The sequence below is a fragment of the Grimontia sp. AD028 genome (genome assembly GCF_000973155.1).
Classification (GTDB): Bacteria; Pseudomonadota; Gammaproteobacteria; order Enterobacterales; family Vibrionaceae; genus Enterovibrio; species Enterovibrio indicus.
Window position 1 is genome coordinate 29,006 of the sequence record NZ_LASY01000052.1, and the last position, 24,762, is coordinate 53,767.

Sequence of the window (24,762 nt, forward strand, 5' to 3'; positions counted from 1 at the left end):
GAGGAATGCGGAGGGATAAAAGATGCGAGTTTATTTAGATATCGCCAGACATCTTGAACAGGAAGTTCGCAGCTATTTTCAGGCGGGGGATTACCTGCCGCCTGAATCCAAGCTGGCGAAGAAGTATGACGTTAACCGCCACACAGTGAGACGTGCAATTGACGAACTGGTTTTTACCGGCCTCATCGAGCGTCAACAAGGGCGCGGCAACATGGTGGTCAGCCAACCGTTTGACTATCCACTTCACGCCGGAGCGCACTTTACGGACAACTTGATGGAACAGGGCAGTTTGCCAACCAGTCAGGTGATCAGCAGGGGGCTGGTGGCTGCGAACGAGAAAATAGCAGGCATGTTTGGTGTTGAGCTGGAATCGCAAGTGATCAAACTTCGCACGCTTAGAAAGATAAACGGCATGCCAGCGAGCGTGATTGACCACTACCTTGCTGACCTTGAATGGTGGCCGGTAGTGAAGCATTTCGAAGTGGGTTCGCTACACGCTTTTCTCAAAGACAAGTTGGACGTTCACCTTACCCGTAAAAGTACTCGGCTCAGAGCCATGATGCCGAAAAAGACCGATTGCCGATTGCTTCAGTTATCCGGCAAGACACCCATCATGGTGTTTAAAACCACCAACGTGATCACAGGAACCGACCAGATTGTGGAGTTTTCATCGTCCCACACACGTTCTGATCTGGTCGAGATTGTTTTGGAGCATTGAATGGAACAGGAAAAGCAAACATCGCGCCAGCGCTGGATGTCAGTCCTCGCCAGAACGGATGCCAATGCGTTGATAACGCACTGGGTAAAACTCTCACTTAACCCGCAATACCAGTTGGTTCGCGCACCGGAACTGGGGTTGGCTCAGGTACGCGCTCGAATGGGCGGTACAGGGAACGCTTTCAATATGGGTGATGTCACCATCACCCGTGCGGTAGTTCGACTGGATAGTAGCGAGCTGGGCTACAGCTATGTCACTGGAAGAAACAAGCAGCATGCAGAACTTGCTGCAGTGGTGGATGCATTGATGCAAACCTCTGCACATGATGTGCTGCAGCAAGCTCTGATATCGCCGCTCGCGGCAGAAAAAGCAGAACAAGAACAGTTGCGTGCAAGGGAAGTGGCGACCAGTAAAGTTGACTTTTTCACCATGGTGAGAGGAGAGGACGAATGAGCAAGATAACAGAGGGTTTTAACTCACCCGTGCATGACGCACAGCAGGTCTTCCGAGAGTTAATGGAGGCAATGTCCCACCCCGGGAAACAGGTTTCATTGGACTACACCGCTCAGTTTGGAACAACTAGCCGCGCAGCGACTCAGGTATTACTGACGTTGGCCGACAACGCAACCAGTCTGTGGCTATCAGAACGCTTCAATGCAGATGAAACTTTGGTTGAAAACATCCGTTTTCACTGTGGCGCACCGCTCTCTGGTCAGAAGTGCGAGTCCGCTTTTGCGCTTGCCAGAGGCAGTGAACTGGAAGACTTTGAAGGTTTCAATGTTGGTAGCGAACACTATCCGGACAGAAGCGCCACGTTGATTATTGAGGTGGACAGCCTGAAGGAAGGTGATGTGCTGGTGCTGGCCGGCCCCGGTATTCAGTCGACAACAAAAATGAGAGTGAAGGGTTTGAACCCGCTGCTGCTTCTGGCTTTGGTAACAAAACGCAGCCACTTCCCCCATGGTGTGGACATTCTGTTTACATCCGGCTCCGACATTATTGCATTGCCTCGCTCGACAGAGGTGACGCTGGAAATTGAGGAGGTCACATGTATGTAGCTGTAAAAGGCGGTGAGAAAGCCATCGCTGCTGCTCATGAATTGCAGGACAAAAAACGCAGGGGCTCTTTTTCGCAAGCTGCTCTGAATGTCAAACAAATAGCCGAACAACTGGCTGGCGCGACAGATCGTGTGATGACCGAGGGCGGCATCTATGACAAAGAACTTGCGGCGTTGGCTATCAAACAAGCTGGCGGTGACTTGGTGGAAGCTATCTTCCTGCTTCGCGCCTATCGCACTACTTTGCCTCGGCTGGCGGTGACGGAACCTGCGAATACCGAAACGATGAAAATCGAGCGCCGTATCTCTGCAACTTATAAAGATTTGCCGGGTGGGCAGGTACTCGGGCCAACTTATGACTACACCCATCGATTGCTTGATTTTGCTTTGTTGGCTGAAGGTGGAGATCGTAGCGAACCCGCCAGACTGAGTGATATCGATGAGATGGCGCATTGCCCAAGGGTGATGAGTATTCTGGAAAACCTCGATCTAACGGTGACTGAGGAAGATAACGGTGCAGCGCCGGATGATATCACCATGGAGCCACCCACATTCCCGGCAAACCGGAGTGCAAGGTTGCAGCAACTTGCGCGCAGTGATGAGGGGTTCTTACTGGCATTGGGCTATTCCACCCAGCGTGGTTACGGGCGTAATCACCCATTTGCCAGCGAAATCCGCTCTGGCAACGTCACGCTTGAAGTTGTTCCTGAAGAGTTAGGCTTTGCCATTGAAATTGGCGATATCGAAATGACCGAATGCCAGATGATCAATGGTTTCACTGGCAGTAAAAAGCACAAAGCGAAGTTTACCAGAGGTTACGGTATCACATTTGGGTTTTCTGAGCGTAAAGCGATGTCGATGGCCTTGGTAGATAGAGCATTGCAATGTGGCGAATATGACGAAGTGCCACAAGGCCCTGCTCAGGATGAAGAGTTTGTGTTAGCGCATGGCGATAACGTTGAAGCAGCGGGTTTTGTCAGCCACCTGAAGTTGCCGCACTACGTGGACTTTCAGGCTGAGCTCGAACTCATCCGCAAGCTTCAAAAAGAATTTGATGCCCGCGACGCTTCGGGCGAAGGAGAAGCGCTATGACTACGCAAGCCGTTCAAAGTGGTTATAACTTCGGTTATCTCGATGAACAAACCAAACGCATGATTCGACGTGCCCTGCTGAAAGCCATTGCGATTCCCGGTTATCAAGTGCCGTTTGGTGGCCGTGAAATGCCCATGCCTTATGGCTGGGGCACAGGCGGTATTCAAATCACCGCTGCCATTATCGGTGAGCCTGATGTGCTTAAAGTGATTGATCAGGGGGCTGATGACACAACTAACGCGGTTTCCATCCGCCACTTCTTTGAAAAGGTTGCCGGCGTTGAAACTACTGAGCGCACAGAGCAGGCTACGTTGATTCAAACCCGCCATCGCATTCCAGAAAAACCGCTGAACGAAGGTCAGATTCTGGTGTACCAGGTGCCGATCCCTGAGCCGCTGCGCTTTATTGAACCGCGTGAGACGGAAACACGCAAAATGCATGGTCTGGAAGAATATGGCGTGATGCACGTGAAGCTCTACGAGGATATCGCGCGCTATGGCCATATTTCGACCGCATACGCCTACCCAGTGCGGGTCAATGGTCGCTACATCATGGACCCTTCGCCCATACCGAAATTCGATAACCCCAAGATGGATCAAATGCCCACGCTGCAACTCTTTGGCGCTGGGCGTGAGAAGCGTATTTACGCCATTCCTCCTTATACGGATGTGAAGAGTCTGGATTTCGACGATCATCCCTTCGAAATCCAGCAATGGGGTGAGCCTTGCAGCATCTGTGGTTCAACAACCAGCTTTCTGGATGAGGTAGTGACAGATGATAAAGGCAACCGAATTTTCGTGTGTTCTGATACCGATTATTGCAATGACCAGCAGTCAAAAAATGCTCTGAAAAAGGAGCAAGAGGAGAAGTGCGCGTGTCAGTAACAGAGTTAGGTCGCGAGCACGCGACGCTGCGAGCAACGAACTTGCAGCCACTATTAGAAGTAGAAAGCCTCACCAAGCTTTATCAGCCAGGCAAGGGGTGTCAGGACATCTCTTTTGCTTTATGGCCAGGCGAAGTGCTGGGTATTGTGGGTGAGTCAGGCTCAGGAAAAAGCACCTTGTTACGTGTGCTTTCAGGTCGTGAAACGCCAGATGGTGGCGCAGTGAATTACCAGTTTGAAGATGGCTCTCAAGCGAGCCTCTATGCGCTTTCTGAAAGTGAGCGCCGTCGATTACTGCGCACTGACTGGGGTGTGGTTCATCAGCATCCGATGGATGGATTACGCCCGCGGGTTTCTGCTGGTGGCAACATCGGCGAACGATTAATGGCAGTAGGAAACCGACATTACGGCGATATTCGGGAGCAAGCGTTGGACTGGCTTTCTCAGGTGGAGATTCCTAAAGACCGAATCGACGACATGCCAATCACTTTCTCCGGCGGCATGCAGCAAAGGCTGCAAATTGCCCGCAATCTAGTGACGCATCCAAGACTCATCTTTATGGATGAACCGACAGGTGGGCTTGATGTTTCTGTGCAGGCAAGGCTGCTGGATTTGATTCGAAATCTCGTTACGGACTTAGGTCTGTCTGTGGTCATTGTGACCCATGATTTAGCTGTCGCGAGATTACTGGCTCACCGATTGGTGGTGATGAAAGAGAGTCGAATTGTTGAAACCGGGCTGACCGACCAGGTGCTCGACGATCCGCAACATCCTTACACACAGTTGCTCGTATCATCCGTCTTGCAGGGGTAGGGAAGACCATGACAAACACAACCATGTTAAGCGTGTCGAATGTCAGTAAGACTTTCGTTCTTCACAATCAAGGCAGTGCAAAGCTCTCCGTGCTTGCTGACTCTAGCTTCTCTGTCGACAAAGGGGAATGCGTTGTACTGCTGGGCCGTTCCGGTGCAGGAAAGAGTACCTTGCTCCGCGCGCTATATGCGAACTACCTCGTCGATAACGGCGAAATTAAGGTACGACACCAAAATAGAACGCAAGGCGAGCATTGGGTGGATATTGCCAGTGCGCTGCCCCGCGACATTCTGGATGTTCGCAAAAACACCTTAGGTTGGGTGAGCCAGTTTCTGCGTGTTATTCCCAGAATCAGTGCACTGGATGTTGTTGCGCAGCCTCTGGTGGAGCAAGGGGAGTGCAAAGAAACGTCACGGCAAAAGGCTGGGGCGTTGTTGAAACGACTCAACGTGCCGGAACACTTATGGCATTTGGCACCCGCGACATTTTCTGGTGGTGAGCAGCAACGGGTGAACATTGCACGCGGATTTATCGTTGAATCACCGATTCTGTTGCTGGATGAACCGACGGCATCACTGGATGAAAAGAACCGTGATGTCGTGATTGAACTCATTCTGGAAGCCAAGCAACGGGGCGCCGCAATTGTTGGCATATTTCACGACGAATACGTCCGCCAGCAAGTGGCAGATAAGTTCTACGACATTTCAACCGCCACATTGAAACTGGCTTAAGGGAAGGAAGCGACAATGATCATTACCAATGTTCAACTGGTGTTGGAAGACGAAGTCGTTAATGGCTCGTTAGAAGTTGAGAACGGCATTATTCGCGCTATGTCTGATTCGCCCAGCTATCAGCCAGGAGCAGTAGATGGCAATCAGGGATGGTTGATGCCGGGGCTAATTGAGCTGCATACCGACAATCTGGAAAAGTACTTCACGCCGCGACCAAAGGTCAGCTGGCCTGCATTCTCGGCCATGGCAGCGCATGATGCGCAACTTATCGGAGCTGGTATCACAACGGTTCTGGATGCAATTGCAGTCGGTGATGTGCGCGATGGTGGTCATCGTCAGGATAACCTCGACAAGATGATCAATACCATTGTCCAAAGTGGCGAAAAAGGTCTGAACCGCGCTGAGCATTTTGTTCATATCCGTTGTGAGTTGCCCCACGAGACGACGGTTGATTTAGCTAAGCTTTATCTGGACTTGGATCAGACTCATATGGTTTCCCTGATGGACCACTCTCCGGGTCAGCGCCAGTTCGTGAATCTCACCAAGTATTACGAATACTATCAGGGTAAATACAACCTCAATGACGAGGAAATGGCCGCATTCGAACAAGACCAGCGGGAAAAGTCCGCGGTATGGTCAGACTTAAACCGACGAGCGATTGCTAGCCTATGCCATGAGCGAAATATCCCTCTTGCAAGCCATGACGATGCGACCCGGGCCCATGTTGAAGAATCCCGTGCTTTGGGACTGGTTTTGGCGGAATTCCCTACCACTATTGAAGCGGCGCAACGCTCCCACGAACTTGGTCTGAAAGTCATGATGGGAGCGCCCAACGTGGTTCGTGGTGGCTCGCACTCAGGCAATGTCGCAGCGCATGAGCTGGCGTCGTTGGGCGTGTTAGATGCACTGTCGTCTGATTATTTCCCTGGCAGTTTGTTGGATGCGGTTTTCCGTCTTGCAGATGATGAACGCAATGCGCTGGATATGGCCTCGGCGACTTGCCTGGCGACACGTAACCCAGCGTCCGCGCTTAGTCTTTCAGATCGCGGCATCATCAAAGAAGGCATGCGGGCAGATCTGCTGCTCGTAGAGCTTCATTACGATCAGCCTTATGTGGAGCAGGTCTGGCGTCAAGGACGCCGCGTGTTTTAACCCAAAGGCAGGAAAAGAAAATGGCAAAGCTGTTTTATGTTCTTGGTGCTTCCGGGGCAGGGAAAGATTCGCTGATCAATGCCGCCAGAGAGCGCTTCTGCCAAAAGTTGATGGTGGCACATCGTTACATTACGCGACCCGCTTCGGCTGGCAGTGAAAATCACGTTGCCTTGTCAGATGACGAATTTGATCTTCGTATTAAGCAAGAACTGTTTTCCATGCACTGGCGAGCGAACGGACTTCGCTATGGGGTGGGGCGTGAAGTGGAAACTTGGTTGGCGTCGGGCATGGATGTGATGGTGAATGGTTCTCGCGCGTATCTACCCTTTGCCAGAGGGGTATTTGGAGAACAACTGGAAGTCGTGTGGATCTCAGTCAACCCTGATGCACTTAGAGAACGTCTCGAAGCCCGGGGCAGAGAAAGCGTAGAAGAAATTGCCCAGCGATTGGAACGCGCCATTCACTATGATGCGATGCGCCCGGCCAATGCGATTCATCTCAACAACAGCGGGAAACTTGAAGACACCGTTGCTCAGTTTGCCTGCCAATTAGATATTGCACTCTGCAAAGAAAACGGAGGCAATCACCATGGATAAGCATCACATTGACACAAATCTCACTTTGCATGAAGAGGCAACAATTTGTCGCGATGCTGTGGTAACTGACTCGGTGCTCGGGCGATGGACTGAAGTCGGGGAACGTACATTATTGGAACATGTTGCGCTGCAAGACTTCAGCTATATTGGTCCCGACAGTGAAGTGGCGAACACTGACATTGGTAAGTTCACCTCGATTGCTTCAAAGGTTCGGATTAATCCCGGCAACCACCCTTGGTGGCGGCCGACGTTACATCACTTTACCTATCGTCCCGGAAAATATGGAATGGAAGATCTCCATCAGGCCGGCTCAGACAAGGATGCAGAGGTATTCGACTGGCGGGCGGAAAACCGGGTGACGATTGGGAATGATGTCTGGATTGGGCATGGTGTCATCATTCTCCCCGGCGTCAGCGTCGGAGATGGTGCGATCATCGGCGCAGGCAGCGTAGTCACCAAAGATGTGCAAAGCTATACCATTGTGGTTGGTAATCCAGCGAAGATGTTGCGGCCAAGGTTTGAAAATCCAGACACCGCGAGAAAGTTGGAAAGCCTGTGCTGGTGGGATTGGCCGGAAGAGAAAATTAGGCAGTATTTTCCATACTTTCAGCAAAGTGCCGAAGCCTTTCTTGAAGCAGTAGAGAAGCGCCACTGACTGTCAAAATTTAAAGGGTATAAAGTTGGGTACATACCCAACTTTTTCGCGCATGGAAGGATTAATGTTGAGAGTGACCTTGTTAGGGACAGGGGCGGCAGGGGGCGTTCCCCTGTATGGATGTGAATGTGGGGCGTGTCGGCGGGCCAGAGAGCACACTGCATTTGAGCGAAAACCCTGCTCCGCAATGGTGGAATGGGGTAGAGGGAGCACCCGAGAAAGACTATTAATTGATGCAGGCCTGATGGACTTGCACGAGCGCTTTCCCGCAGGCACCTACCATGGCTTTTTGCTTACGCATTTTCATGTGGACCATGTTCAAGGTCTTTTTCATTTAAGGTGGGGCAACCCATCGTCCATCCCTGTGTGGTGTCCAGATGATGAGCAAGGCTGTGCTGATCTTCTCAAGCACCCTGGCTGCCTGAGATTTCTGCCGGAAATGAACCATGGTGATGTAGTCAACATTAATGGACTGCGTGTTACCCCACTTCAACTCAGACACTCGCGGCCGACTGTTGGTTACCTGCTGGAATATGGGCCAAAAAGTATTGCTTACCTCACCGATACAGACGGACTGCCAGCCCAAACGCTTGATTTCCTCGCCTCGTTAACGCAACTGGACGCGTTGATTCTCGATTGCTCATTTCCGCCCGAGCACGAGGGCTCAAACCACGGAAACGTTGAAGCGGCCTGGCAGATTTATGAAAACCTCCAGCCGAAAGAACTGATCATCACCCACATTGGTCATGAACTGGATTGCTGGTTAATGGATAACGGGATACCTGACTGGATGGAAATTGGCAGGGAAGGGATGGAGATATAAGGGCGATTTCTCGCCCTTTTGAACTAAAGCGCTAATTGGTAATTTGGGTCTGCCAATATTTGTATAGCCCCTCAATGTCTGAAGAGCACATCAAATCCATACAGCCCTTCAATTGCTCATCGCTACAGTTCCACCATTGCATTTCCATCAACATTTGTATTTCCGGTTCACTGAACCGGAACTTGATGTGCTTGGCAGGGTTGGAACCCACCACTTCGTAAGGTGAGACATCTTTCGTCACCAGCGCGCGACTGGCGATGATGGCACCGTCACCAATCTTCACGCCTGCCATAATCATGGCTTCTGAACCAATCCAAACATCGTTACCTATCACTGTATCACCGGCGCGTTTGAAGCCGTCTTCGGCACCAGTAAAGTTCTCATTGTCCTGATAGAAAAACGGGAAGGTACTGACCCAATCCGATCTGTGGCCTTGATTGCCCGCCATCATAAATACTGCGCCGGAGCCAATGGAACAGAAACTGCCAATGATGAGCTTGTCGACATCATCTCGGTTGGGCATCAAATAACGAGCGCAATCGTCAAAGCTATGGCCGTGATAATAGCCAGAGTAGTAGCTGTGTCTGCCGACAATGATATTTGGATTGGTAATCTGCTCAGCGATGGGCTTACCAACAAAAGGCGATTCGAAATAGTTCATGGTCTTTTTCACTGAAGTTGCTGCGCGAGAATGATACTCCTGAGATATTGGACAACCAAAGGAAACTTGACGTGAGTATCTGCAGAAAGATATATTGGTTTCGTATCGAAACTAATATTGATGGGAGGAAAATATGTCGAGTGTATTATCCGGTCAGACTTTCAAGCTGACCGCTAGTGAATGGTTGAATACGGAGCGACCTATCGAACTTAATGAATATCTGGGGAAAGTCGTTGTCATCTATGTATTTCAAATGCTGTGCCCTGGTTGTATTTCCCATGGACTGCCACTGGCAAAGAACATTCAGAGTACATTCTCGGACTCAGGCGTTCAGGTCATTGGTCTGCATTCTGTTTTTGAGCATCACGATGTGATGATTCCGGATGCATTGAGGGCGTTTATTCATGAATATCGCATTCAGTTTCCTGTAGCGATTGATCAACCCAGTGAACACAACCCAATCCCAAAGACCATGGATCGCTATCAGTTTGGTGGAACGCCGACGCTTCTTATTCTGGATCAGCATGGCAAACTCAGGCTTAACCATTTCGGTATGCTGAGTGATATGCAGGTGGGAGCGCTTATTGGTTCGCTGCTGGAAGAGGGAGCAAACGCTGAGGCAGAAAGCCAGACTGTAAGCACTCATAGTCAGGACGGCAAGGCTGTCGATGATCATAATGGGTGTGACGAGCATGGTTGCAAGGTGTAAGTCAAACTACCTGAAGTTAAGAGCCGACACGTGGCCGGCTCTTTTGGTTTCACTCGTTAATCTTATCAAGCATTTTCAATGAGCCCATATAAGCCATATATTCGATAAGCTCATTCAACTGCTGATCGGAAAGATGTTCAAACGTCAACATCCGAGATTTGGCTCGATATGAGTTCGGATTCTTAATGAAAGCCTTTAAGTACTCGATATCTCTATATTCAGTAATATTTTTGGGAATATTTAATTCCGGGCCAATGTCGCCACCTTCCAGATTAATAGAATGGCAAGAAATACATGTGGATTTGAATGCATTGTATCCGGCCATAATAACGGGTTTATCTTCCGCTCCCGAAGGGTAATAATCCGGTTTTGGCGCTTGATAATTAAGCTCTATCTTATAAACCTGAAACGGCCATATCCAATTGTTATATTCTTTAGGATCTGTCGTCATGACATAAAATGGCCCAGGATTGAGCGTCTCTTTGCCTTCACCAATGTCGGTGAATTTCCCTTCAGTACCTTGCTCGCCAGTCACCAAGACCAGCGGGCTTTTCGTTGTGCCTTTAGACCAAGTGGCGACAAAGCCATCCAACGCGACAAACTTGATTTCTTCTACTTTGCTGAAGTCAACGCCGGCCTGGCTTGCAACATCTTTGAAGGACAGACCTTCGTAAGCCATTGGCTTGTTGTAAACGGGAGACTGAAACGACAGTGAGCGCTGAGCCGCCGACGCTTCCATCTGATCAATGCCCACTGTTTTCTCAAAGAGTACCTGCTGTCCATCTTTGAGGATGAATTCTAACTTTCGGTCATCTGCTGAACTCTGGAACGAAATAAAACCTAGCAATATTGCAAAAACGAACCTGAACATATTGTCACCTTTTTATTGAACATCCTGTTTGGTTTCATTTTGATAGTAGTCTTAGAGACTGATTGTATTGATATTTATTTGGCTACTTTGAAACTGATCAAGTTAATTTTTCGGAGTGTTATGACTGAAGGTGAATATTGTAAAGATTATATGGTCTTTATTTATAAAAAAGACAAAAAGGGTAGGCATTAATTGGGGAAGGTAAGATGTAAGGGGGAGAAACTCCCCCTATTTGAGTAGACTAAGCAGTCGCAACGGAGCGGTAGAAAAGGCGCTCATAGCGTTTGCCATCGATCAGTCGCATTAGTCTGGATACAACACCCACTAAAACCAATGCAAAGACCAATCTTCCCCAGAAGATGGCAGTAAAGTCAGCACCAATCACCAGCATCAAGAGGGTATCTTCGATCAGGCTGTGCAGTAGCCCGAGCAAAGTAATGGCTGTAAATATATCCCGAGGCGGTATATGTCCCTTCTTGGCCTCATTGATGAGCAGGCCACCTCCATATGAAAGACCCAAAGTTATGCCAATCAGCGTCAGATTTGTGGCCTCTTTGCTGATGCCAAGCAAACGAAGGAAAGGGCTTAGTGCCTTGGCGATAAGTTTTTCAATACCTATTACCTTGAGAATATTTAGTACGAATATCAAGGCGACGATAATCACGAAGACCAAAATCAAATTCTGGAGCTGACTAATCCCCCAGGCTGCAAGCGACGTGTCTGTTTCCATAGAGGGTTGCCAGATGATTTGTGCCTGTTCTTGCAGCGATCCCGTTGCGCTATATGTCAAATGTAAGAGCCAGCCAAGAAGCAATGCACCGCCAACACGGGTAAGAATGCTCCACCAGACAGAAACACCGGATTTCTTGGCGAGCCCGACTTCAATTGGCATTGAGTGCGCAAGCAAGATCATGCTGCTTAGAATGGAAGCTTGGGCTACTGACATGGTGACATCAGTGTTTATAAGAACGACAAGGGCAGAGTATATATTCACAAAGATAGCGGTCGCCCAGACCAAGCCCATTTCACTGGGAAGGCCAACTGCATTCATTAGAGGCGCAATGAAATTGGAAAACCAGACCACACCGCCGAACTCCTCGAAGATCTTTACCACAATGATGGTGGGAATCATCACCTTATAAAGTGTGATTGCAACATTGATGCTGTCGGCTAACGTTCTCTGGAAAAAATTCACAACTTGTTTCATATCCCACCTCCTTGTGCTGCTGAGAAACTTAATACTAAACCGTTTCGGTGTGACTAAATTTCTATTTGGTGGGGATAATTAGCTGTTTATTTCTTTTGTTTGGGCGTATAAGAAATTTAAGGCTAAGAAAATGGATAGTGAAGAAATATGAAAATTGATCGTATCGACAAGCGTATTTTGATGGCACTTCAAACTGATAACCGTATTGCCAACGTTGAACTCGCAGAGCGGGTAGGACTGTCTCCCCCTGCTTGTTTGAAACGTGTAAAGCGACTTCGTGATGAAGGTGTTATCGCGAAAGATGTGTCGATTCTTAACCCGGACTTAGCGGGCGTGAAAATGACCATGATTGTTTCTGTGGAAATGGAGCGCGACCGCAGGGAAATCTATCAGCTTTTCCGCGCTTCGATTCTAAAAGCGCCAGAAGTGACCCAGTGTTACCAGATTTCCGGAAGCTATGATTTTGTTTTGATTGTCAATGTACCGGATATCAAAGCCTATGAAGCGTTTGTCGAGCGAGTGCTGCACACTGACCTGAATATCCGTAAGTTCCACACATCAGTCGCGAGGCGTCAGGTGAAGTTTGAGACGGCAATTGGGCTGGGGGAATAGATAACGCGTCCCCAAAACCCATCTACGCTTCGGAAAATGGTGTCGGTCCCTTTAATGCCGCGCCACACCCGTAGCAGTTTGCCCTGCGCTTTCTGATGGTATGTCCGCATTCCGGGCAATTTTTAACAGCAGATACGGTGATTTTCCCATCCAGCACGCCGTCTCTCATGTCTATTTCTTCCATTTTCTTCAGAAGATCATCCTCGGTATAACCGAGATGGTTGGACAGTAATTCCCACATGGCCTGATTGGCAAGAGATAGGGTGTCTAACCTGTCTTCGAGGTAATTTACGTCCCTGGCATTGCGCTCAGATTTGACCGAAGCTTGAGTCGCTGTTGAATGGTTTCGTCCAATTTGTCCCGACTGAAAGATAGTCCATAGGAAATTTGACATCGAGTACTCCTTTTCCATTTCGCTCGACGTTTGTTTAGGTCGTTATCTCATCATATCGTTAAAGTTTGAATAGAAAGTATACATTCGTAAGAAGTGGCAGCTATACGGTGGGCAAACTGAGATATGATGTAACCTTCACCAAACAAGTTCAGCAATGATGAAACTCTCCCAAACCCCCGTCACGCAGCATCGCTTTGAAGGCCATTCCTTCTTCCTTAAACGCGACGACCAGCTCCACCCGCATTTTTCTGGCAACAAAGCGCGCAAATTGATGGCGTTATTGGAACTGGAAGACAAGGGTGTTACTCATCTGATTGGCTATGGTTCTCCCCAGGCAAATTCACTGCTTTCGCTGGCGGCATTAGCGAAGATGAAAGACTGGCAGCTGGAGTTTTATGTCGATCGTATTCCCGGTTGGTTGAAGGAAAACCCGATTGGGAACTATCGGATCGCGTTGGAACTGGGCGCGGAAGTGATTGCAGTTTCGGAGCTGACGGATGAGCCTATTCATCCCCATGATTACATTCATGCAAACCGGCTTGGCGAGGGATGTTTATATGTGCCAGAAGGTGGGCGTTCTCCCATTGCAGAGCGGGGCGTTGTGACGTTGGCGAAAGAGATTTTGGAGTGGGTGCAATCCAACCACATGGAAAATGTCTGTGTAGCGCTGCCGTCAGGAACCGGAACCACAGCGTTGTTCTTACACAAGCATTTGAAAGCACATGGTATTGAAGTTCTGACCTGCCCGTGTGTGGGGGGAAAAGACTATTTGGTTGAGCAATTTAAGGAGCTCGGTGAAACTTCTTTCCCTGCGGTATTAGAGACACCGTCTAAGCATCATTTCGGAAAACTATATCGTCAAGATTACCAAACATGGAAAGCCTTACTGGAACAGACCGGGGTTGAGTTTGATTTGTTGTACGACCCTTTGATGTGGCGATGTCTGAGCGATTGGTTACTGGAAAATAAGAACAAGACGCTGCTCTATGTCCATCAAGGGGGCATTATCGGCAACGAGAGCATGCTGCCGAGATACCAACGAAAGTACGGTGAATGACGTTGCTTAGAGTTTTAAGAAAACGCCCTCCATACCGGAGGGCGTTTTTGTTAGTTGTTGACGCGAATCAGTGTGTCGCTGTCTGAATGTGAGAAAGGCTTTCCGTAGATATCGAGCTTAACTGTCTCAGTGTAAGTCAGCTTGTCGCCATCGATTTTGATGTTCATGGTGAAGTCTTTGGTGCTGGCATTATTGGCCATAAAGTCTGATTGCGCGATACCGTCACCAGAAGCAACCAGAGTCATGTCGTTGCCTGCTTTACCTTCTGCTACGACGCAAGTCGCGCGAGGCACACAGAAAGAGTTGTAAACGGTCTGATTTTTGTGATCGTAAATCAGATAGCCGCGCTGGTCATGGAATTTGGTGTCGTCGGCTTTACGGAACACTTCCTGTTTGTAGTAAATCGCAGCCAGATACTGTTCGCTGGCATTGGTGGCATCAGCGGCAACTTCAAATGTCATCACTTCGTACAGTGGTGTAGCAGCAGGCGCACCTTTGCCATTTTCTGTTCCCGACTGAGCAGGGGCGACATCTACGCCACCTTGTTCAGTGCTTTTCCAGGTGCCGACTAACTGTGCCAATGGGCCGAAGTTGATGCCGTCTATCACGCCTTCTTGATTGGTTGCTTTGTCCTCAGCATAAGATGTAGCGCTGGCTGAAACAGCCAATGACAGCAGCGCGATTTTGATTGTTGTTTTGCTCATTATTGCTTCCTTTTATTTGTTAAGCCCACGCTTTCCGTTGGGTATTTTCTTCACTCAACCCCTGCGTAGCTTGTGAGCGCTAAAATGCGTGGGTTATTGAGTTGTGCGAGTTGGAACAGGCGAGTAGATCCTAAGGAAGCAATGACAAAGAATGTAGTCAGAGATAGACCAATGCCATCAGTTTATTTGCGATGAAACAAAACCGGAAAATCAATAATAATCAGTAAAATTCAGACTATTTGGTTGTTATTGAGAACTTTCATTGAGTGGACGATGATAGTGAGAGGTTATGCCCATAAATCTAGCATTCGCAGGGGCGAGGTTAACATAGAATTAACAAGGGAAAGTGCAATTCTGGAGACGGAATAATTGATCGAAATGGGCGTTAATCTGGTATTGAAAGGCAAATATGACAACGAGAGGCCATCATGCATTTCAACATCGAAGCGCTCAGACAGCTTGAAGACAGGTATCGCGCCAAGCTCATTAACAGTCTTTCCGGTTTCAAAAGCGCAAATCTTATTGGTACAACGGATGGAAAGGGCAATCATAATCTCGCGATCGTAAGCTCCGTTTTCCACATTGGAGCCAACCCGCCTTTGGTGGGCATGATCATGCGTCCTCACACTGTCACCCGAGACACGTTGGAAAATATTCTCGAACTTGGCGAATACACTATCAATCAGGTCAACGTTGAGATTTGGAGGGAAGCCCACCAAACTTCAGCACGTTATGAGCAGCAAGTCTCAGAGTTTGATGAGGTTGGTTTGACACCTGAATGGGTTGATGAAGCCAAAGCACCTTTCGTCGCAGAAAGCCGACTGAAATACTCGCTGGTGTTGAGAGAATCACAAACACTGGAGATCAACGGTACAGTATTAGTGATTGGTGAAATCAACCATGTGCTGGTGGAAGACGATGTGATTGCGCATGATGGGTATATCGATATTGAAGCGCTGGAAACCGTGGCTGTTTCCGGACTAGATAGCTACCACGTCACCAACAGGTTAGGGCGACTGAGCTACGCGAAGCCAGACAAGAAACCAGATGTTATCGACTGAGAAAGCATCTGGCTGTAAAAAAGAAAAGCGGAGGGGAAACCTCCGCTTTTGAGTTTTCAGGATTATACGAAATCAAACATAGATGCATCGAGATCGTTTGCGCTGAACTTATCCAGCACGATCTTGGTTGGTGCTTTATCAAATGTCATGATCACGTCTTCACCAGATTGACGAATGTTGATGTCTGACATTCGTGTTGCCAGCGTCTTCTGAATTGCAATGGTGTCCAGGTTGCCATTGAAGTCGAGAATGATGTCGTTTTCACTGCTGTTATTGAAGAAGAAGGTGTCGCGGCCAGCGCCACCAGTCAGGATGTCACGACCCATGCCGCCATCCAGATAGTCGTCACCGCCACCGCCATTCAGGCGATCCAGTCCGTCGTGACCGTAAAGCTTGTCGTTATCTGCTTCACCGAACAGTTTGTCGTCGCCTAAGCCACCTCGCAGGGTGTCATTGCCTGACCAGCCGTAGAGGATATCGTTCTCAGTGTGGCCGTCGATGAAGTCATTGCCGAGACCGCCATAGATGGTGTCACTACCTTCGAGCCCGATCAGGTGGTCATCGCCTTCTTCACCCAAAATGGTGTCGTTACCGGAACCGCCATTGACGAAGTCGTTACCCAGGCCACCACTGACATAGTCATCGCCTGCGCCACCAAAGACTTGATCGTCATCGCCACGGCCATACAGTTCGTCATTACCCAGGCCGCCATGAAGTTCATCGTTACCGTAGCCACCGTTAAGCATGTCATTGCCATTGCCACCATCGAGATAGTCGTTGTTCAAACCACCGTAGATTTCGTCATGGCCATCACCACCTTCCAGAAGATCGTCGCCGTCTTTACCATAAAGCAGATCATCGCCTTCGCCACCGAAGAGTTTGTCGTTGCCCAATCCGCCGTCTAGTTTGTCGGTACCTTCGTTGCCCCAAAGTACGTCATGACCTTCGTCGCCTTCGAGCACGTCATTGCCCGTGTTACCGAATAAGATGTCGTCGCCTTTTCCGCCGCTAACGAAGTCATCACCTTCATTACCTCTTGCGCGGTCATTGCCATCGCCACCGTAAACATTGTCCTTGCCTTTGCCACCATAGAGGTCGTCATTCCCGGTACCGCCGTAAAGGTTGTCGTCACCATCGAAACCTTCAACACGGTCATCGCCAGAATCGCCAAACAGGTTGTCATTCAAAAGGCCACCACGTACCCAGTCGTTACCCGCATCACCGTGTACTTCGTCTGTTCCATCGCCTCCGATAACCGTGTCATCGCCATCACCACCGTAGATGTAATCTGTTCCATCCCAGCCTTGGATGTAGTCGTTACCACCATGGCCATAGATGAAATCGACACCGTCTGTGCCTTCAATGATGTCGTCGTTTTCGGTTCCGTTGATGATATTCGCCATAGGTTCCTATTCCTTATTTTGAGAGATTGAAATGCTAACGTGGAGAAACCGCTTTCACGTGGTGGGGAATAATGCCATCTCTCACTGTTTGACCTGTCTTTGTGGTGAGACAAAATAGGGAATGTCAAGGTATTTATCATGATAATTACCCTGGAGGAGGTAGAAATAATTCATCTAGGATTAGTGTGGAAATAAATGCCGTTGTATGGCTGACATGGCTTGTAACGGAGCGGTTTTGGCAGAAATTGTGATGAATATTCGAAAAACACAAAGCTAATTTAGGTTTGGCTTTAGGTGTGGAAAGTTATACACAGTTTAGATAGGCCTAATTTTATGCTTTTAATGGAAAAAGAATGAAACTGGCAGCTGGTACTTTTGTAGCGCTTAATGTGATGAATAAATAGTCAGACAATACCCACGCCGCGCAGAAGACGCGGCGGGGGCGCACTTTAACCGTTTCGTTCAATCGTGCGCTTTTGGCTCGCTGTGTATCCATCGGCATCGGTCATGCTGAATTCAACCCGTTGGGTGATTTGTGGCGATGCTGAAAAGAATGCCCTGCCGTATTCATCTGTGAGTTTGGAGCCAAGCAGATCGGAGCTGGTAATCACTTCAGCACCTTCAACAGGTTGACCGTTTTGGGTGACTTTGACAAAAGCACCGCCGTGTACCGGCGTGACCTTAATCTCCGTATTGGCCGCAAAAGCAGGAGAGGCAGCAAGGCTAAGAAGCAATGTAGCAAGGACCTTTTTCATTGTTTTTTCCTCATAAGTGCGTTGATGCCAAATCACGTTAGCAATGAAAGATTGAGTCGAAAAGTGTTAACTGCATCGCGTTCAGGAAGGGTTAAGATTCAAGGGGATAACTGAATGAGGCCTTAACCAGGATGCTGATTTTGATAGTATTACTGGAAAGAAATTCTTTCCCATCAGTCACGGAACGGGTTATTTGAAATGTTTGAATTATTCACGCCAAGGTTAAAGCTTCGGGATTTTCTCAAAGAGGATTTACCTGACTATTTCAGCATGACCCAAGATGAGAAGTATCAACGTTTCTATTCGCCTGATGATGTTAGCGCAGAGAAAGCCGAATATTTGGTGGCTTTGTTTCAAGAGCAGGCGATCTCCATACCACGCACACATTATCAGTTGGCAGTTTGCGATAAAGAAACGGATCAGTTTATGGGAACGGTAGGGCTCAGGTTAGAACAGTCAGGAAAGGCGTCAGTAGGGTGCGGTTTGTCACGTGAGTTTCATCATTCAGGACTGGCTGAAGAAGCGATGACAGCCTTGGTGGCATATGGCGTTGAATCTCTCGACATTCAGCAGCTTTATGCGGAAACGATCGCTGAAAACAAAGCTGCTATTCGCTTGTGTCAGAAAATGGGGATGAGGGAAATTGAACGTCGTACCGGGGATGTTACTTTTGCAGGCCGCGAGTGGGATACCCTTGTCATGAGTCGGTATCTCAAATGACATTAGTTTGCGGATGGGTGGTATCGACTACTCTGACCAGCGCATTCAGTGATTGATCTATCGAACGTTCGTGCTATTTTTATTTTTAGATGCTTGAGAGTCGTAAAATGAGCAAGAAAAAACAGACGCGGGAACAGATACTGACAGTTGCCTTTGAAATGGCGAGTCGGGAAGGGTTGGAAAGCCTGACTATTGGCGAACTTGCCAAGCAGGTGGGTATGTCCAAAAGCGGGTTGTTTGCACATTTTAACTCGCGCAGTAATTTACAGGCGGCTGTCGTGATGTTTGCCGGCGAGTGCTTCGCTGCCCGCATCATCGTGCCTTGCCGTGAAGCGTCGCACCCCAGCATTGAAGCGAAAATTCGCCATATGCTAGATAACTGGTTGACTTGGAATAGCTCGTTTCAGGGAAGCTGCATGTTTTTGGATGCGTGGCGTGAAAGCCACGACGAAGAAGACCCAATGCAGCAGGCGTTGGAAGGAACAATCAAGAAGTGGCTGAACTATTTGCATATTCAATTCGAGAAAGGGATTGAGTCTGGTGAGTTCCGCGAAGATTTGGATTGTTGGCAAACCGTTTATGAGCTTTATGGTTTGTACCTGAGTAGCCATCTGTTTAGAACGTTGAAACTTGAATCTGAAGGGGCGAAAAGGTTTTGGACAGGGATTGATGGCCTGTTCAATAAAGTCAGAAAATAATTGGTGGAAGCAGATGCATACCGAGCCTGCTTTTTCTTTGAGATGGAATAGCACGACCGTTCGATAACGATGAGGGACATCCATGAGTAGCAAAATCTACTTTGGCAATAATAACCGGTTCAGCTTTAAACGTGGCGCTTTGAGTGTTGCCAGCAGGCTTCATCACACTATAGCCCCGAAGCATGCACTTAAAACCGCCCGTCGTCTATTTCTAACACCGGCAAAAGGACGCGAAACCAATCCAATGCCTGAGGGAATGGTGGTGGAAGCGGTACCAACGGCACAAGGTAAAATGATGACATACAAGTTGGGAACTGGGCCAACTTGGGTGCTGACACACGGCTGGTCAGGTTCTTCAAATCAGTTTTTTCCGTTGATGGAATACATTGCTGAAGCTGGCTTTACCGCGTTGGCTTATGACCACCCAGGACATGGCAAAAGTGAAGGCAAAGAAGGGAGTATTCCCGCTTTCCTCAACGCTTTGGATGACATTCTCAACCAACAGGAAAAGATAGAAGGTGTCGTGGCGCACTCAATGGGAGGAGCAACCTTGCTGGAAAGCGAGCATCCTTCATTGCAAGGCAAGCCAATTATTCTCGTGGCACCAGTACTCAAATACTGGGACAACCTATTTGGCACCATTGAAGCGTCGGGTTACTCCATGAAACTGTTCAAAGAGGTGATTGCTTCTGTCGGGCAGGAATACAACGTCCGTATTGAAGATATCGATCCCTTCGTTAAGTTGGGTCAACGCCAATCTCCGGTTGTGATTGTTCATGACAAAGGTGACCGTTTTGCGCCATTTGGGGTGTCAAAAGAAGCGACCATTTATGACCATGTCACCTTGGTGGAAACAGAAGGGCTAGGGCATGGGCGTGTATTGAAAAGTGCTCCGTTAAAAGAAGCGTTTTCAAAAGTGGCCGGGCCGCTTACCTAAATCAGTCATTGGGAAGGGAAACTCATGATCACACCTATCTATGCTGCGCTGCTTTGTTTGGTATTTATTTACTTGGCAATGAGGGTCATTAAATTCCGTAGAGGATATAAAGTGGCCTTGGGTGATGGGAACGAAAAGTTGCTGAACAAAGCCATTCGCGCTCACGGCAATTTCGCAGAGTATGTCCCGTTCGCTTTGTTGCTGATGTTGATGGTGGAACTTCAGCTAGATCAGCAAAATCCGTATCTTCATGTGCTCGGTATCGCCTTACTCCTTGGTCGATTGCTCCACGCCTATGCAGTGAGCCAACCAACTGAGCCTCTGAAATTTCGCGTTTACGGTATGTTGTTGACCTTCACAGTGTTGATAGCTTCAGCACTATGGGCGTTATATCTAGGTATCTTCTGATTTTTTCACATCCGGTGTGCTATTCTCTTCCCGTCCCTCAATAAGCACACCGGAACTTCCTTTGAAGAAAATCGCTGTATTCGCAGATGTTCAAAATATCTATTACACCACCCGCCAAGCCTACGGCCGCCAGTTTAACTATCGAAAACTTTGGCAGCAGCTGCAGTACATGGGAGATGTTGTGGTGGCTAACGCCTATGCCATCCGTCGCGATGATGATCAGCAAATCAAGTTCCAGGATGCTCTACGCCATATTGGTTTTGAAGTGAAGCTCAAACCCTACATTCAACGCAGCGATGGCAGTACCAAAGGAGATTGGGACGTCGGCATTGCGATTGATGTGATGGAAATGGCACCGGAGGTAGATACCATTATCCTGCTTTCCGGTGATGGAGACTTTGACTTGCTGATGAATAAAGTGCGTGACCGCTACAGCAAAGAAGCGATTGTATTTGGTGTGCCGATGCTTACCGCTAATTCATTGATCAACAGCGTTGACCGTTTTATCCGCATTGAAGAAGACCTACTTCTATAACGTTAACCTCAATAGCATGACTTCGGGTTCTGGGTGCGCGGCTGTTGCCTTTTTGAACCCGAGACTTTTCAGCAGTTTCAAACAACGTTTGTTGGTTTCGAGTGTGATGGCGACGACTTCGGTCAATGCCAAAGATTCCTTAGCCATCTCCAAAACAGCGATTGCCGCTTCTTTCGCATAGCCTTTCCCGTGATGTTCTGGAAAGAATCCAAACCCCAGATCAATGCCGTCTAGGTTGTCTCTATCAATCAACCCGCATACACCTATGGGTTCATGATTTTTAAGCTCTACAGCCAATAAGCCCATATTTGGCGTACTGTGCATCGGCAGTAAGGTTGAGCGAAGATACACTGCCGCATCAATATTGCTTCGGATATTCTTATCCCCAATAAACTGAAGAAAACCGTCGGTGTTATAAAGTCGATTGATAAAGCCTGCATCATTCTCGTTAAGGTTTCTGAGCGTTAATCGAGAGGTGCTGAGTATGGGTTGTTGCATTGTGTTTCCCCAAAAAAAGAGCCCTGAAATCAGGACTCTTTGAGTATAGACGCGGTTAGACGCTAAGCTTATTTACCCGCTATATTTAGTCGCGCAAAGCGAATCAATGGCGAATAGAACTGCCCCGCGTAGTTTGGCACGACAGTGTTTCCTACTGCTTCAATCTCTTTGATCATGGTATAGAAGTTACCCGCGACTGTGATGCCTCGCACAGGTTGGATTCGTTTACCATCGCGGCAGAGGAACCCGCTTGCACCAAACGAGAAATCACCACTGATAGCGTCTGCACCAGAGTGAACACCTTGGAGGTCAACCAGCTCAAGGTATTCACCAGCGGTGACTTCGGCTTCACTGCTGGTACCAGCCCCAATCACGTCGTGGCGAGAACTGACGCTCAAGGTGCCTTTTGGTGAACGGCCTGCATTCGCGGTATGCGCAACGCCGAAATGTGCGGCAGTGGCTGAGTTATGCAGCAGACCAACCAGCTCACCGTTTTCTATCAGTGGCGTGTCACTTGTTGCAAAGCCTTCACCATCGAATGACTTGATGGCATGGCCTCCAGGCATGTAAGCCACATCCCTGAAACTCAACAGCGGACTTGCGACTTGCTGGCCAATCTTATCGCGCCATGGGTTGATACCACGTTTTGCCGATTCACCGGAGAACACACTACCAAAAGCACCCAGCACTTCATTCAGGCTGTCTTGCTCGAAAATGACCGAGTATTGGCCAGTCGCAATTGGCGTGCCTTCCAACAGGGCTTCAGCCATATCGTAGGCATCGTTGATGACCTTTTCTGGTGTCAGGCCATCAAAGGTGCGGGCAACAGACGCAGTAACGTGCATCGCTTGCTTGTCGTTGTGGTCAATCAACGCGGCGGTATAGCAGCTCAGTGAACGAGATTGGTGGAAACAGCGGGTGCCGAGGGTGTTGCCCAGCAGGGTGATGCCACTGCTTTCGCTGTATCCGTTGTATGGTGCGCCTTTTGCCAATGGTTTTTCACGGATTTTGCCTTCAAGCGACAACGCCAACTCGATCTTCTGCTCGGGCGTTGCATCGTCCTGCTGATAGATTTCCGGATAATCCGTGTTGATGTTTAGACCTTCTGCGCGAATTTTCTGGAGCGGATCTTTCTTGGTGAAGCTGGCATTGGTCAGCGCCTGATCGACCATTTGCGCCAGATTTTGCGGCTCAAGGGATTCGGAGTAGCTGATAGCGACATGTTCATCTTTAATCACTCGAACGCCGATGACCTGACTTGCGGTGACTTTGTATTCTGACAGTTCGCCTTGGTCGGCCTTCAGGCTAAAGCTTTCGTTGCTGGATGCAATCACATCAGCTTGCGCGCCGCTTTTCTGTGCCAGTTCAAGCACCTGCTCGATGGCGTTTTCTAATGTTTTTTGCTCGCTCATTAGTTACCGCCTCCTACCAGAATGTTGTCCACTTTAAGCGCGGGTTGTCCAACCGTCGTCGGAACTGAGCCACTCACAGAGCCACACATGCCGGCAGCAAGTGCAAAGTCTTTACCTACCAAGCTGATTTCTTTAAGCACTTTAGGGCCTGTACTGATCAAGGTTGCGGATTTCAGCGGCTTGGTCACTTTGCCATCTTCAATCAGATAGGCTTCCTGAACCGCAAAGTTAAACTCGCCGGTTCCTGGCTGAACGGAACCACCACCCATTTTCTTCGCATAGATACCGCGCTCTACGCCGCTGATCATGTCATCAAATGACGCGTCACCCGGTTCAATGAAGGTGTTACGCATGCGGGAGGTTGGGGCATACTTATAGGATTCACGACGACCGGAACCTGTGCGTTCGAAACCAGTTTTCAGGCTGCCCATGTGGTCAACCATAAAGCTTGTCAGCTTGCCGTCTTTGATCAGCTGAGTGCGTTGGGTTTCCATGCCTTCATCATCGATGTTGATAGAACCCCATTCGTTTGTCATTAAGCCATCATCAACGGCACTGACTGCAGAGTGGGCAATCATCTCACCCATTTTGTCGTGGAAGACAGATGCTTTCTTGGCAACAGAAGTCGTCTCCAGCAAATGACCACATGCTTCATGGAAAATCACGCCGCCAAAGCCATTGCCAATCACCACTGGCATTTCGCCTGACGGACAGGCATCTGCGCCTAGCTTGATCAATGCTTGTTTCGCGGCCATTTCTCCCAGCTCTTCTGGATCAATTTGAGCATTGAACTCCCAACCAGAAAGCATACCCGGTGCTTCATATCCGGTAGATTGCTCGTTGCCATGAGTCGCAACGACTGAAGAAGCAATACGGGTATAGTGGCGGGTATCCTGAACATGCAAACCCGTTGAGTTGAAGATTTCGATCTGCTGCTCACGCTGGGCGATACGACCAATGATTTGAGAAATTTTATCGCTTTGAGCGCGCGCTTTGGCATCGACACGCTTAAGGAAAGCAATTTTCTCTTCAACATGGTTGTTTGCTGAGAAAGGCATACTCACTGGATGACGATCGTCGCGCTGCATAAAGTTCAATGAGCCGGCTTGTGCGATTTGGTCACGTTTGTCTTTTGCACAGAGGAGTGAGGTGACTTGCTTGAGCTTTTCTTCGTCTTGGCTGTTTGTGTAGCCGTAAAGCACTTTATGACCAAAGAAAAGGCGGATGCCGATACCGAAATCGATACCTGAATTTACTTTGTCGACTTCGCCTGAAAGTAACTCTACGCTCCCTGAATGGTGTCGCTCAACGAACAACTCCGCAAAATCCGCACCCAAAAACAGGGCGTGGTCAATCACTGCTTTGGCAGTGCTGGTATTTAACATTCCTTCCTCCTACATAGAGTCAGTTTTCTTATCTGTTACTTTGAGATTAACAGCTAGCAACCAGAGCACCAATCGTGTGTGCCTTTTAGTGATATAGGTAGAGACTGTTTGATTAAAAATCATGCAAAACATTTACATAATGTAAGTTAATATACCCAAACGACCTGAAGATGCTCGTATTCAGAGGTCATCAATGCGTTCAATTCGAGGCAAAT

The 24,762-nt window shown here is 48.6% G+C and carries 30 protein-coding genes; 20 read left to right on the top strand and 10 right to left on the bottom strand.

Going from position 1 to position 24,762, the window contains the following annotated elements; genetic code table 11:
* Positions 1-22 precede the first annotated feature (22 nt).
* The 11 genes from phnF to phnP all read left to right on the top strand — a co-directional run bounded on the left by phnF (position 23) and on the right by phnP (position 8,520).
* Positions 23-718 carry a phosphonate metabolism transcriptional regulator PhnF gene (gene phnF, locus RN22_RS11860; RefSeq protein ID WP_046304439.1) on the top strand — a complete coding sequence of 232 codons (696 nt, stop codon included), beginning with the start codon at positions 23-25 and terminating at the stop codon, positions 716-718.
* Positions 719-1,171: a phosphonate C-P lyase system protein PhnG gene (phnG, locus tag RN22_RS11865; protein WP_046304440.1), complete on the top strand. Its 453-nt coding sequence runs from the start codon at positions 719-721 to the stop codon at positions 1,169-1,171.
* A complete protein-coding gene (gene phnH, locus RN22_RS11870) occupies positions 1,168-1,776 on the top strand; it encodes a phosphonate C-P lyase system protein PhnH (RefSeq protein WP_046304441.1) in 609 nt (202 codons plus the stop codon). The genes phnG and phnH overlap by 4 nt, the downstream gene beginning before the upstream one ends.
* The gene (locus RN22_RS11875) at positions 1,767-2,867 is read left to right on the top strand and encodes a carbon-phosphorus lyase complex subunit PhnI (RefSeq protein ID WP_046304442.1); all 1,101 of its coding nucleotides are present in this window, start codon (positions 1,767-1,769) and stop codon (positions 2,865-2,867) included. The genes phnH and RN22_RS11875 overlap by 10 nt, the downstream gene beginning before the upstream one ends.
* Positions 2,864-3,751, top strand: coding sequence for an alpha-D-ribose 1-methylphosphonate 5-phosphate C-P-lyase PhnJ (locus tag RN22_RS11880; RefSeq protein ID WP_046304443.1), 888 nt, complete (start codon positions 2,864-2,866; stop codon positions 3,749-3,751). Before RN22_RS11875 ends, RN22_RS11880 begins: the two co-directional genes overlap by 4 nt.
* Positions 3,742-4,563 (top strand): phosphonate C-P lyase system protein PhnK, encoded by an 822-nt coding sequence (gene phnK / locus RN22_RS11885; protein ID WP_046304498.1) that lies wholly within the window; start codon positions 3,742-3,744, stop codon positions 4,561-4,563. The genes RN22_RS11880 and phnK overlap by 10 nt, the downstream gene beginning before the upstream one ends.
* A gap of 8 nt (positions 4,564-4,571) precedes the next feature.
* Positions 4,572-5,294: a phosphonate C-P lyase system protein PhnL gene (gene phnL, locus RN22_RS11890; RefSeq protein WP_197076288.1), complete on the top strand. Its 723-nt coding sequence runs from the start codon at positions 4,572-4,574 to the stop codon at positions 5,292-5,294.
* 15 nt (positions 5,295-5,309) lie between these two features.
* On the top strand, positions 5,310-6,446 hold the full coding sequence (gene phnM, locus RN22_RS11895; protein WP_046304445.1) for an alpha-D-ribose 1-methylphosphonate 5-triphosphate diphosphatase: 1,137 nt from the start codon (positions 5,310-5,312) through the stop codon (positions 6,444-6,446).
* A 20-nt stretch (positions 6,447-6,466) separates the two neighbouring features.
* A complete protein-coding gene (gene phnN / locus RN22_RS11900; protein WP_046304447.1) occupies positions 6,467-7,042 on the top strand; it encodes a ribose 1,5-bisphosphokinase in 576 nt (191 codons plus the stop codon).
* Positions 7,035-7,697, top strand: a complete 663-nt coding sequence (locus RN22_RS11905) for a DapH/DapD/GlmU-related protein (protein ID WP_046304448.1) — start codon at positions 7,035-7,037, stop codon at positions 7,695-7,697. Before phnN ends, RN22_RS11905 begins: the two co-directional genes overlap by 8 nt.
* Before the next feature lie 64 nt (positions 7,698-7,761).
* On the top strand, positions 7,762-8,520 hold the full coding sequence (phnP, locus tag RN22_RS11910) for a phosphonate metabolism protein PhnP (protein ID WP_046304451.1): 759 nt from the start codon (positions 7,762-7,764) through the stop codon (positions 8,518-8,520).
* A 31-nt stretch (positions 8,521-8,551) separates the two neighbouring features.
* Here the strand turns inward: phnP and catB are convergent, their stop codons facing one another.
* Positions 8,552-9,181, bottom strand: coding sequence for a type B chloramphenicol O-acetyltransferase (gene catB / locus RN22_RS11915; RefSeq protein ID WP_046304453.1), 630 nt, complete (start codon positions 9,179-9,181; stop codon positions 8,552-8,554).
* 133 nt (positions 9,182-9,314) lie between these two features.
* On the opposite strand from catB, the gene RN22_RS11920 reads away from it, so the two are divergent.
* The gene (locus tag RN22_RS11920; RefSeq protein WP_046304458.1) at positions 9,315-9,890 is read left to right on the top strand and encodes a redoxin domain-containing protein; all 576 of its coding nucleotides are present in this window, start codon (positions 9,315-9,317) and stop codon (positions 9,888-9,890) included.
* Positions 9,891-9,939: 49 nt separating this feature from the next.
* Here RN22_RS11920 and RN22_RS11925 read toward each other — a convergent pair whose 3' ends face one another.
* Both RN22_RS11925 and RN22_RS11930 read right to left on the bottom strand, forming a co-directional pair.
* On the bottom strand, positions 9,940-10,761 hold the full coding sequence (locus RN22_RS11925) for a c-type cytochrome (protein WP_046304460.1): 822 nt from the start codon (positions 10,759-10,761) through the stop codon (positions 9,940-9,942).
* Positions 10,762-11,002: 241 nt separating this feature from the next.
* Complete coding sequence (locus RN22_RS11930) at positions 11,003-11,968, bottom strand: hypothetical protein (RefSeq protein WP_046304462.1); 966 nt, start codon at positions 11,966-11,968, stop codon at positions 11,003-11,005.
* Between the two features lie 147 nt (positions 11,969-12,115).
* Between RN22_RS11930 and RN22_RS11935 the strand changes: the two genes are divergently transcribed.
* The gene (locus RN22_RS11935; RefSeq protein WP_046304464.1) at positions 12,116-12,580 is read left to right on the top strand and encodes an Lrp/AsnC family transcriptional regulator; all 465 of its coding nucleotides are present in this window, start codon (positions 12,116-12,118) and stop codon (positions 12,578-12,580) included.
* 22 nt (positions 12,581-12,602) lie between these two features.
* On the opposite strand, the gene RN22_RS11940 is transcribed toward RN22_RS11935, so the two are convergent.
* Positions 12,603-12,974 carry a hypothetical protein gene (locus tag RN22_RS11940; RefSeq protein WP_046304466.1) on the bottom strand — a complete coding sequence of 124 codons (372 nt, stop codon included), beginning with the start codon at positions 12,972-12,974 and terminating at the stop codon, positions 12,603-12,605.
* Between the two features lie 157 nt (positions 12,975-13,131).
* Between RN22_RS11940 and RN22_RS11945 the strand changes: the two genes are divergently transcribed.
* Positions 13,132-14,031, top strand: coding sequence for a 1-aminocyclopropane-1-carboxylate deaminase/D-cysteine desulfhydrase (locus tag RN22_RS11945; protein ID WP_046304502.1), 900 nt, complete (start codon positions 13,132-13,134; stop codon positions 14,029-14,031).
* Positions 14,032-14,081: 50 nt separating this feature from the next.
* On the opposite strand, the gene RN22_RS11950 is transcribed toward RN22_RS11945, so the two are convergent.
* The gene (locus tag RN22_RS11950; RefSeq protein ID WP_046304468.1) at positions 14,082-14,735 is read right to left on the bottom strand and encodes a heme-binding beta-barrel domain-containing protein; all 654 of its coding nucleotides are present in this window, start codon (positions 14,733-14,735) and stop codon (positions 14,082-14,084) included.
* 428 nt (positions 14,736-15,163) lie between these two features.
* Here RN22_RS11950 and RN22_RS11955 point away from each other — a divergent pair, with 428 nt between their 5' ends.
* On the top strand, positions 15,164-15,796 hold the full coding sequence (locus RN22_RS11955) for a flavin reductase family protein (RefSeq protein ID WP_002536158.1): 633 nt from the start codon (positions 15,164-15,166) through the stop codon (positions 15,794-15,796).
* A gap of 62 nt (positions 15,797-15,858) precedes the next feature.
* On the opposite strand, the gene RN22_RS11960 is transcribed toward RN22_RS11955, so the two are convergent.
* Both RN22_RS11960 and RN22_RS11965 read right to left on the bottom strand, forming a co-directional pair.
* On the bottom strand, positions 15,859-17,199 hold the full coding sequence (locus tag RN22_RS11960) for a calcium-binding protein (RefSeq protein WP_046304471.1): 1,341 nt from the start codon (positions 17,197-17,199) through the stop codon (positions 15,859-15,861).
* Positions 17,200-17,648: 449 nt separating this feature from the next.
* Positions 17,649-17,954, bottom strand: coding sequence for a hypothetical protein (locus RN22_RS11965; protein ID WP_052737531.1), 306 nt, complete (start codon positions 17,952-17,954; stop codon positions 17,649-17,651).
* A gap of 198 nt (positions 17,955-18,152) precedes the next feature.
* Here RN22_RS11965 and RN22_RS11970 point away from each other — a divergent pair, with 198 nt between their 5' ends.
* The 5 genes from RN22_RS11970 to RN22_RS11990 all read left to right on the top strand — a co-directional run bounded on the left by RN22_RS11970 (position 18,153) and on the right by RN22_RS11990 (position 21,252).
* Complete coding sequence (locus tag RN22_RS11970) at positions 18,153-18,674, top strand: GNAT family N-acetyltransferase (protein WP_046304474.1); 522 nt, start codon at positions 18,153-18,155, stop codon at positions 18,672-18,674.
* 107 nt (positions 18,675-18,781) lie between these two features.
* On the top strand, positions 18,782-19,372 hold the full coding sequence (locus tag RN22_RS11975) for a TetR/AcrR family transcriptional regulator (RefSeq protein WP_046304477.1): 591 nt from the start codon (positions 18,782-18,784) through the stop codon (positions 19,370-19,372).
* An 82-nt stretch (positions 19,373-19,454) separates the two neighbouring features.
* Entirely contained in the window at positions 19,455-20,309 is an 855-nt protein-coding gene (locus RN22_RS11980) for an alpha/beta hydrolase (RefSeq protein ID WP_046304479.1), read from the top strand.
* Positions 20,310-20,333: 24 nt separating this feature from the next.
* Positions 20,334-20,717 carry an MAPEG family protein gene (locus RN22_RS11985; protein ID WP_046304481.1) on the top strand — a complete coding sequence of 128 codons (384 nt, stop codon included), beginning with the start codon at positions 20,334-20,336 and terminating at the stop codon, positions 20,715-20,717.
* A gap of 61 nt (positions 20,718-20,778) precedes the next feature.
* The gene (locus RN22_RS11990; protein ID WP_046304483.1) at positions 20,779-21,252 is read left to right on the top strand and encodes an NYN domain-containing protein; all 474 of its coding nucleotides are present in this window, start codon (positions 20,779-20,781) and stop codon (positions 21,250-21,252) included.
* Here the strand turns inward: RN22_RS11990 and RN22_RS11995 are convergent.
* The 3 genes from RN22_RS11995 to RN22_RS12005 form a co-directional block, all read right to left on the bottom strand.
* Positions 21,247-21,750: a GNAT family N-acetyltransferase gene (locus RN22_RS11995; protein WP_046304485.1), complete on the bottom strand. Its 504-nt coding sequence runs from the start codon at positions 21,748-21,750 to the stop codon at positions 21,247-21,249. The two genes, RN22_RS11990 and RN22_RS11995, sit on opposite strands and share 6 nt — an antisense overlap.
* A gap of 68 nt (positions 21,751-21,818) precedes the next feature.
* The gene (locus RN22_RS12000; RefSeq protein WP_046304487.1) at positions 21,819-23,162 is read right to left on the bottom strand and encodes a TldD/PmbA family protein; all 1,344 of its coding nucleotides are present in this window, start codon (positions 23,160-23,162) and stop codon (positions 21,819-21,821) included.
* Complete coding sequence (locus RN22_RS12005) at positions 23,162-24,547, bottom strand: TldD/PmbA family protein (protein WP_046304489.1); 1,386 nt, start codon at positions 24,545-24,547, stop codon at positions 23,162-23,164. Before RN22_RS12005 ends, RN22_RS12000 begins: the two co-directional genes overlap by 1 nt.
* Between the last annotated feature and the right edge of the window lie 215 nt (positions 24,548-24,762).

Excerpts from the sequence above, each read along its gene's own strand:
- phnF (WP_046304439.1), top strand. The coding sequence starts at position 23 with ATGCGAGTTTATTTAGATATCGCCAGACATCTTGAACAGGAAGTTCGC.
- phnG (WP_046304440.1), top strand. The coding sequence starts at position 719 with ATGGAACAGGAAAAGCAAACATCGCGCCAGCGCTGGATGTCAGTCCTC.
- phnH (WP_046304441.1), top strand. The coding sequence starts at position 1,168 with ATGAGCAAGATAACAGAGGGTTTTAACTCACCCGTGCATGACGCACAG.
- RN22_RS11875 (WP_046304442.1), top strand. The coding sequence starts at position 1,767 with ATGTATGTAGCTGTAAAAGGCGGTGAGAAAGCCATCGCTGCTGCTCAT.
- RN22_RS11880 (WP_046304443.1), top strand. The coding sequence starts at position 2,864 with ATGACTACGCAAGCCGTTCAAAGTGGTTATAACTTCGGTTATCTCGAT.
- phnL (WP_197076288.1), top strand. The coding sequence starts at position 4,572 with ATGACAAACACAACCATGTTAAGCGTGTCGAATGTCAGTAAGACTTTC.
- phnM (WP_046304445.1), top strand. The coding sequence starts at position 5,310 with ATGATCATTACCAATGTTCAACTGGTGTTGGAAGACGAAGTCGTTAAT.
- phnN (WP_046304447.1), top strand. The coding sequence starts at position 6,467 with ATGGCAAAGCTGTTTTATGTTCTTGGTGCTTCCGGGGCAGGGAAAGAT.
- RN22_RS11905 (WP_046304448.1), top strand. The coding sequence starts at position 7,035 with ATGGATAAGCATCACATTGACACAAATCTCACTTTGCATGAAGAGGCA.
- phnP (WP_046304451.1), top strand. The coding sequence starts at position 7,762 with ATGTTGAGAGTGACCTTGTTAGGGACAGGGGCGGCAGGGGGCGTTCCC.
- catB (WP_046304453.1), bottom strand. The coding sequence starts at position 9,181 with ATGAACTATTTCGAATCGCCTTTTGTTGGTAAGCCCATCGCTGAGCAG.
- RN22_RS11920 (WP_046304458.1), top strand. The coding sequence starts at position 9,315 with ATGTCGAGTGTATTATCCGGTCAGACTTTCAAGCTGACCGCTAGTGAA.
- RN22_RS11925 (WP_046304460.1), bottom strand. The coding sequence starts at position 10,761 with ATGTTCAGGTTCGTTTTTGCAATATTGCTAGGTTTTATTTCGTTCCAG.
- RN22_RS11930 (WP_046304462.1), bottom strand. The coding sequence starts at position 11,968 with ATGAAACAAGTTGTGAATTTTTTCCAGAGAACGTTAGCCGACAGCATC.
- RN22_RS11935 (WP_046304464.1), top strand. The coding sequence starts at position 12,116 with ATGAAAATTGATCGTATCGACAAGCGTATTTTGATGGCACTTCAAACT.
- RN22_RS11940 (WP_046304466.1), bottom strand. The coding sequence starts at position 12,974 with ATGTCAAATTTCCTATGGACTATCTTTCAGTCGGGACAAATTGGACGA.
- RN22_RS11945 (WP_046304502.1), top strand. The coding sequence starts at position 13,132 with ATGAAACTCTCCCAAACCCCCGTCACGCAGCATCGCTTTGAAGGCCAT.
- RN22_RS11950 (WP_046304468.1), bottom strand. The coding sequence starts at position 14,735 with ATGAGCAAAACAACAATCAAAATCGCGCTGCTGTCATTGGCTGTTTCA.
- RN22_RS11955 (WP_002536158.1), top strand. The coding sequence starts at position 15,164 with ATGCATTTCAACATCGAAGCGCTCAGACAGCTTGAAGACAGGTATCGC.
- RN22_RS11960 (WP_046304471.1), bottom strand. The coding sequence starts at position 17,199 with ATGGCGAATATCATCAACGGAACCGAAAACGACGACATCATTGAAGGC.
- RN22_RS11965 (WP_052737531.1), bottom strand. The coding sequence starts at position 17,954 with ATGAAAAAGGTCCTTGCTACATTGCTTCTTAGCCTTGCTGCCTCTCCT.
- RN22_RS11970 (WP_046304474.1), top strand. The coding sequence starts at position 18,153 with ATGTTTGAATTATTCACGCCAAGGTTAAAGCTTCGGGATTTTCTCAAA.
- RN22_RS11975 (WP_046304477.1), top strand. The coding sequence starts at position 18,782 with ATGAGCAAGAAAAAACAGACGCGGGAACAGATACTGACAGTTGCCTTT.
- RN22_RS11980 (WP_046304479.1), top strand. The coding sequence starts at position 19,455 with ATGAGTAGCAAAATCTACTTTGGCAATAATAACCGGTTCAGCTTTAAA.
- RN22_RS11985 (WP_046304481.1), top strand. The coding sequence starts at position 20,334 with ATGATCACACCTATCTATGCTGCGCTGCTTTGTTTGGTATTTATTTAC.
- RN22_RS11995 (WP_046304485.1), bottom strand. The coding sequence starts at position 21,750 with ATGCAACAACCCATACTCAGCACCTCTCGATTAACGCTCAGAAACCTT.
- RN22_RS12000 (WP_046304487.1), bottom strand. The coding sequence starts at position 23,162 with ATGAGCGAGCAAAAAACATTAGAAAACGCCATCGAGCAGGTGCTTGAA.
- RN22_RS12005 (WP_046304489.1), bottom strand. The coding sequence starts at position 24,547 with ATGTTAAATACCAGCACTGCCAAAGCAGTGATTGACCACGCCCTGTTT.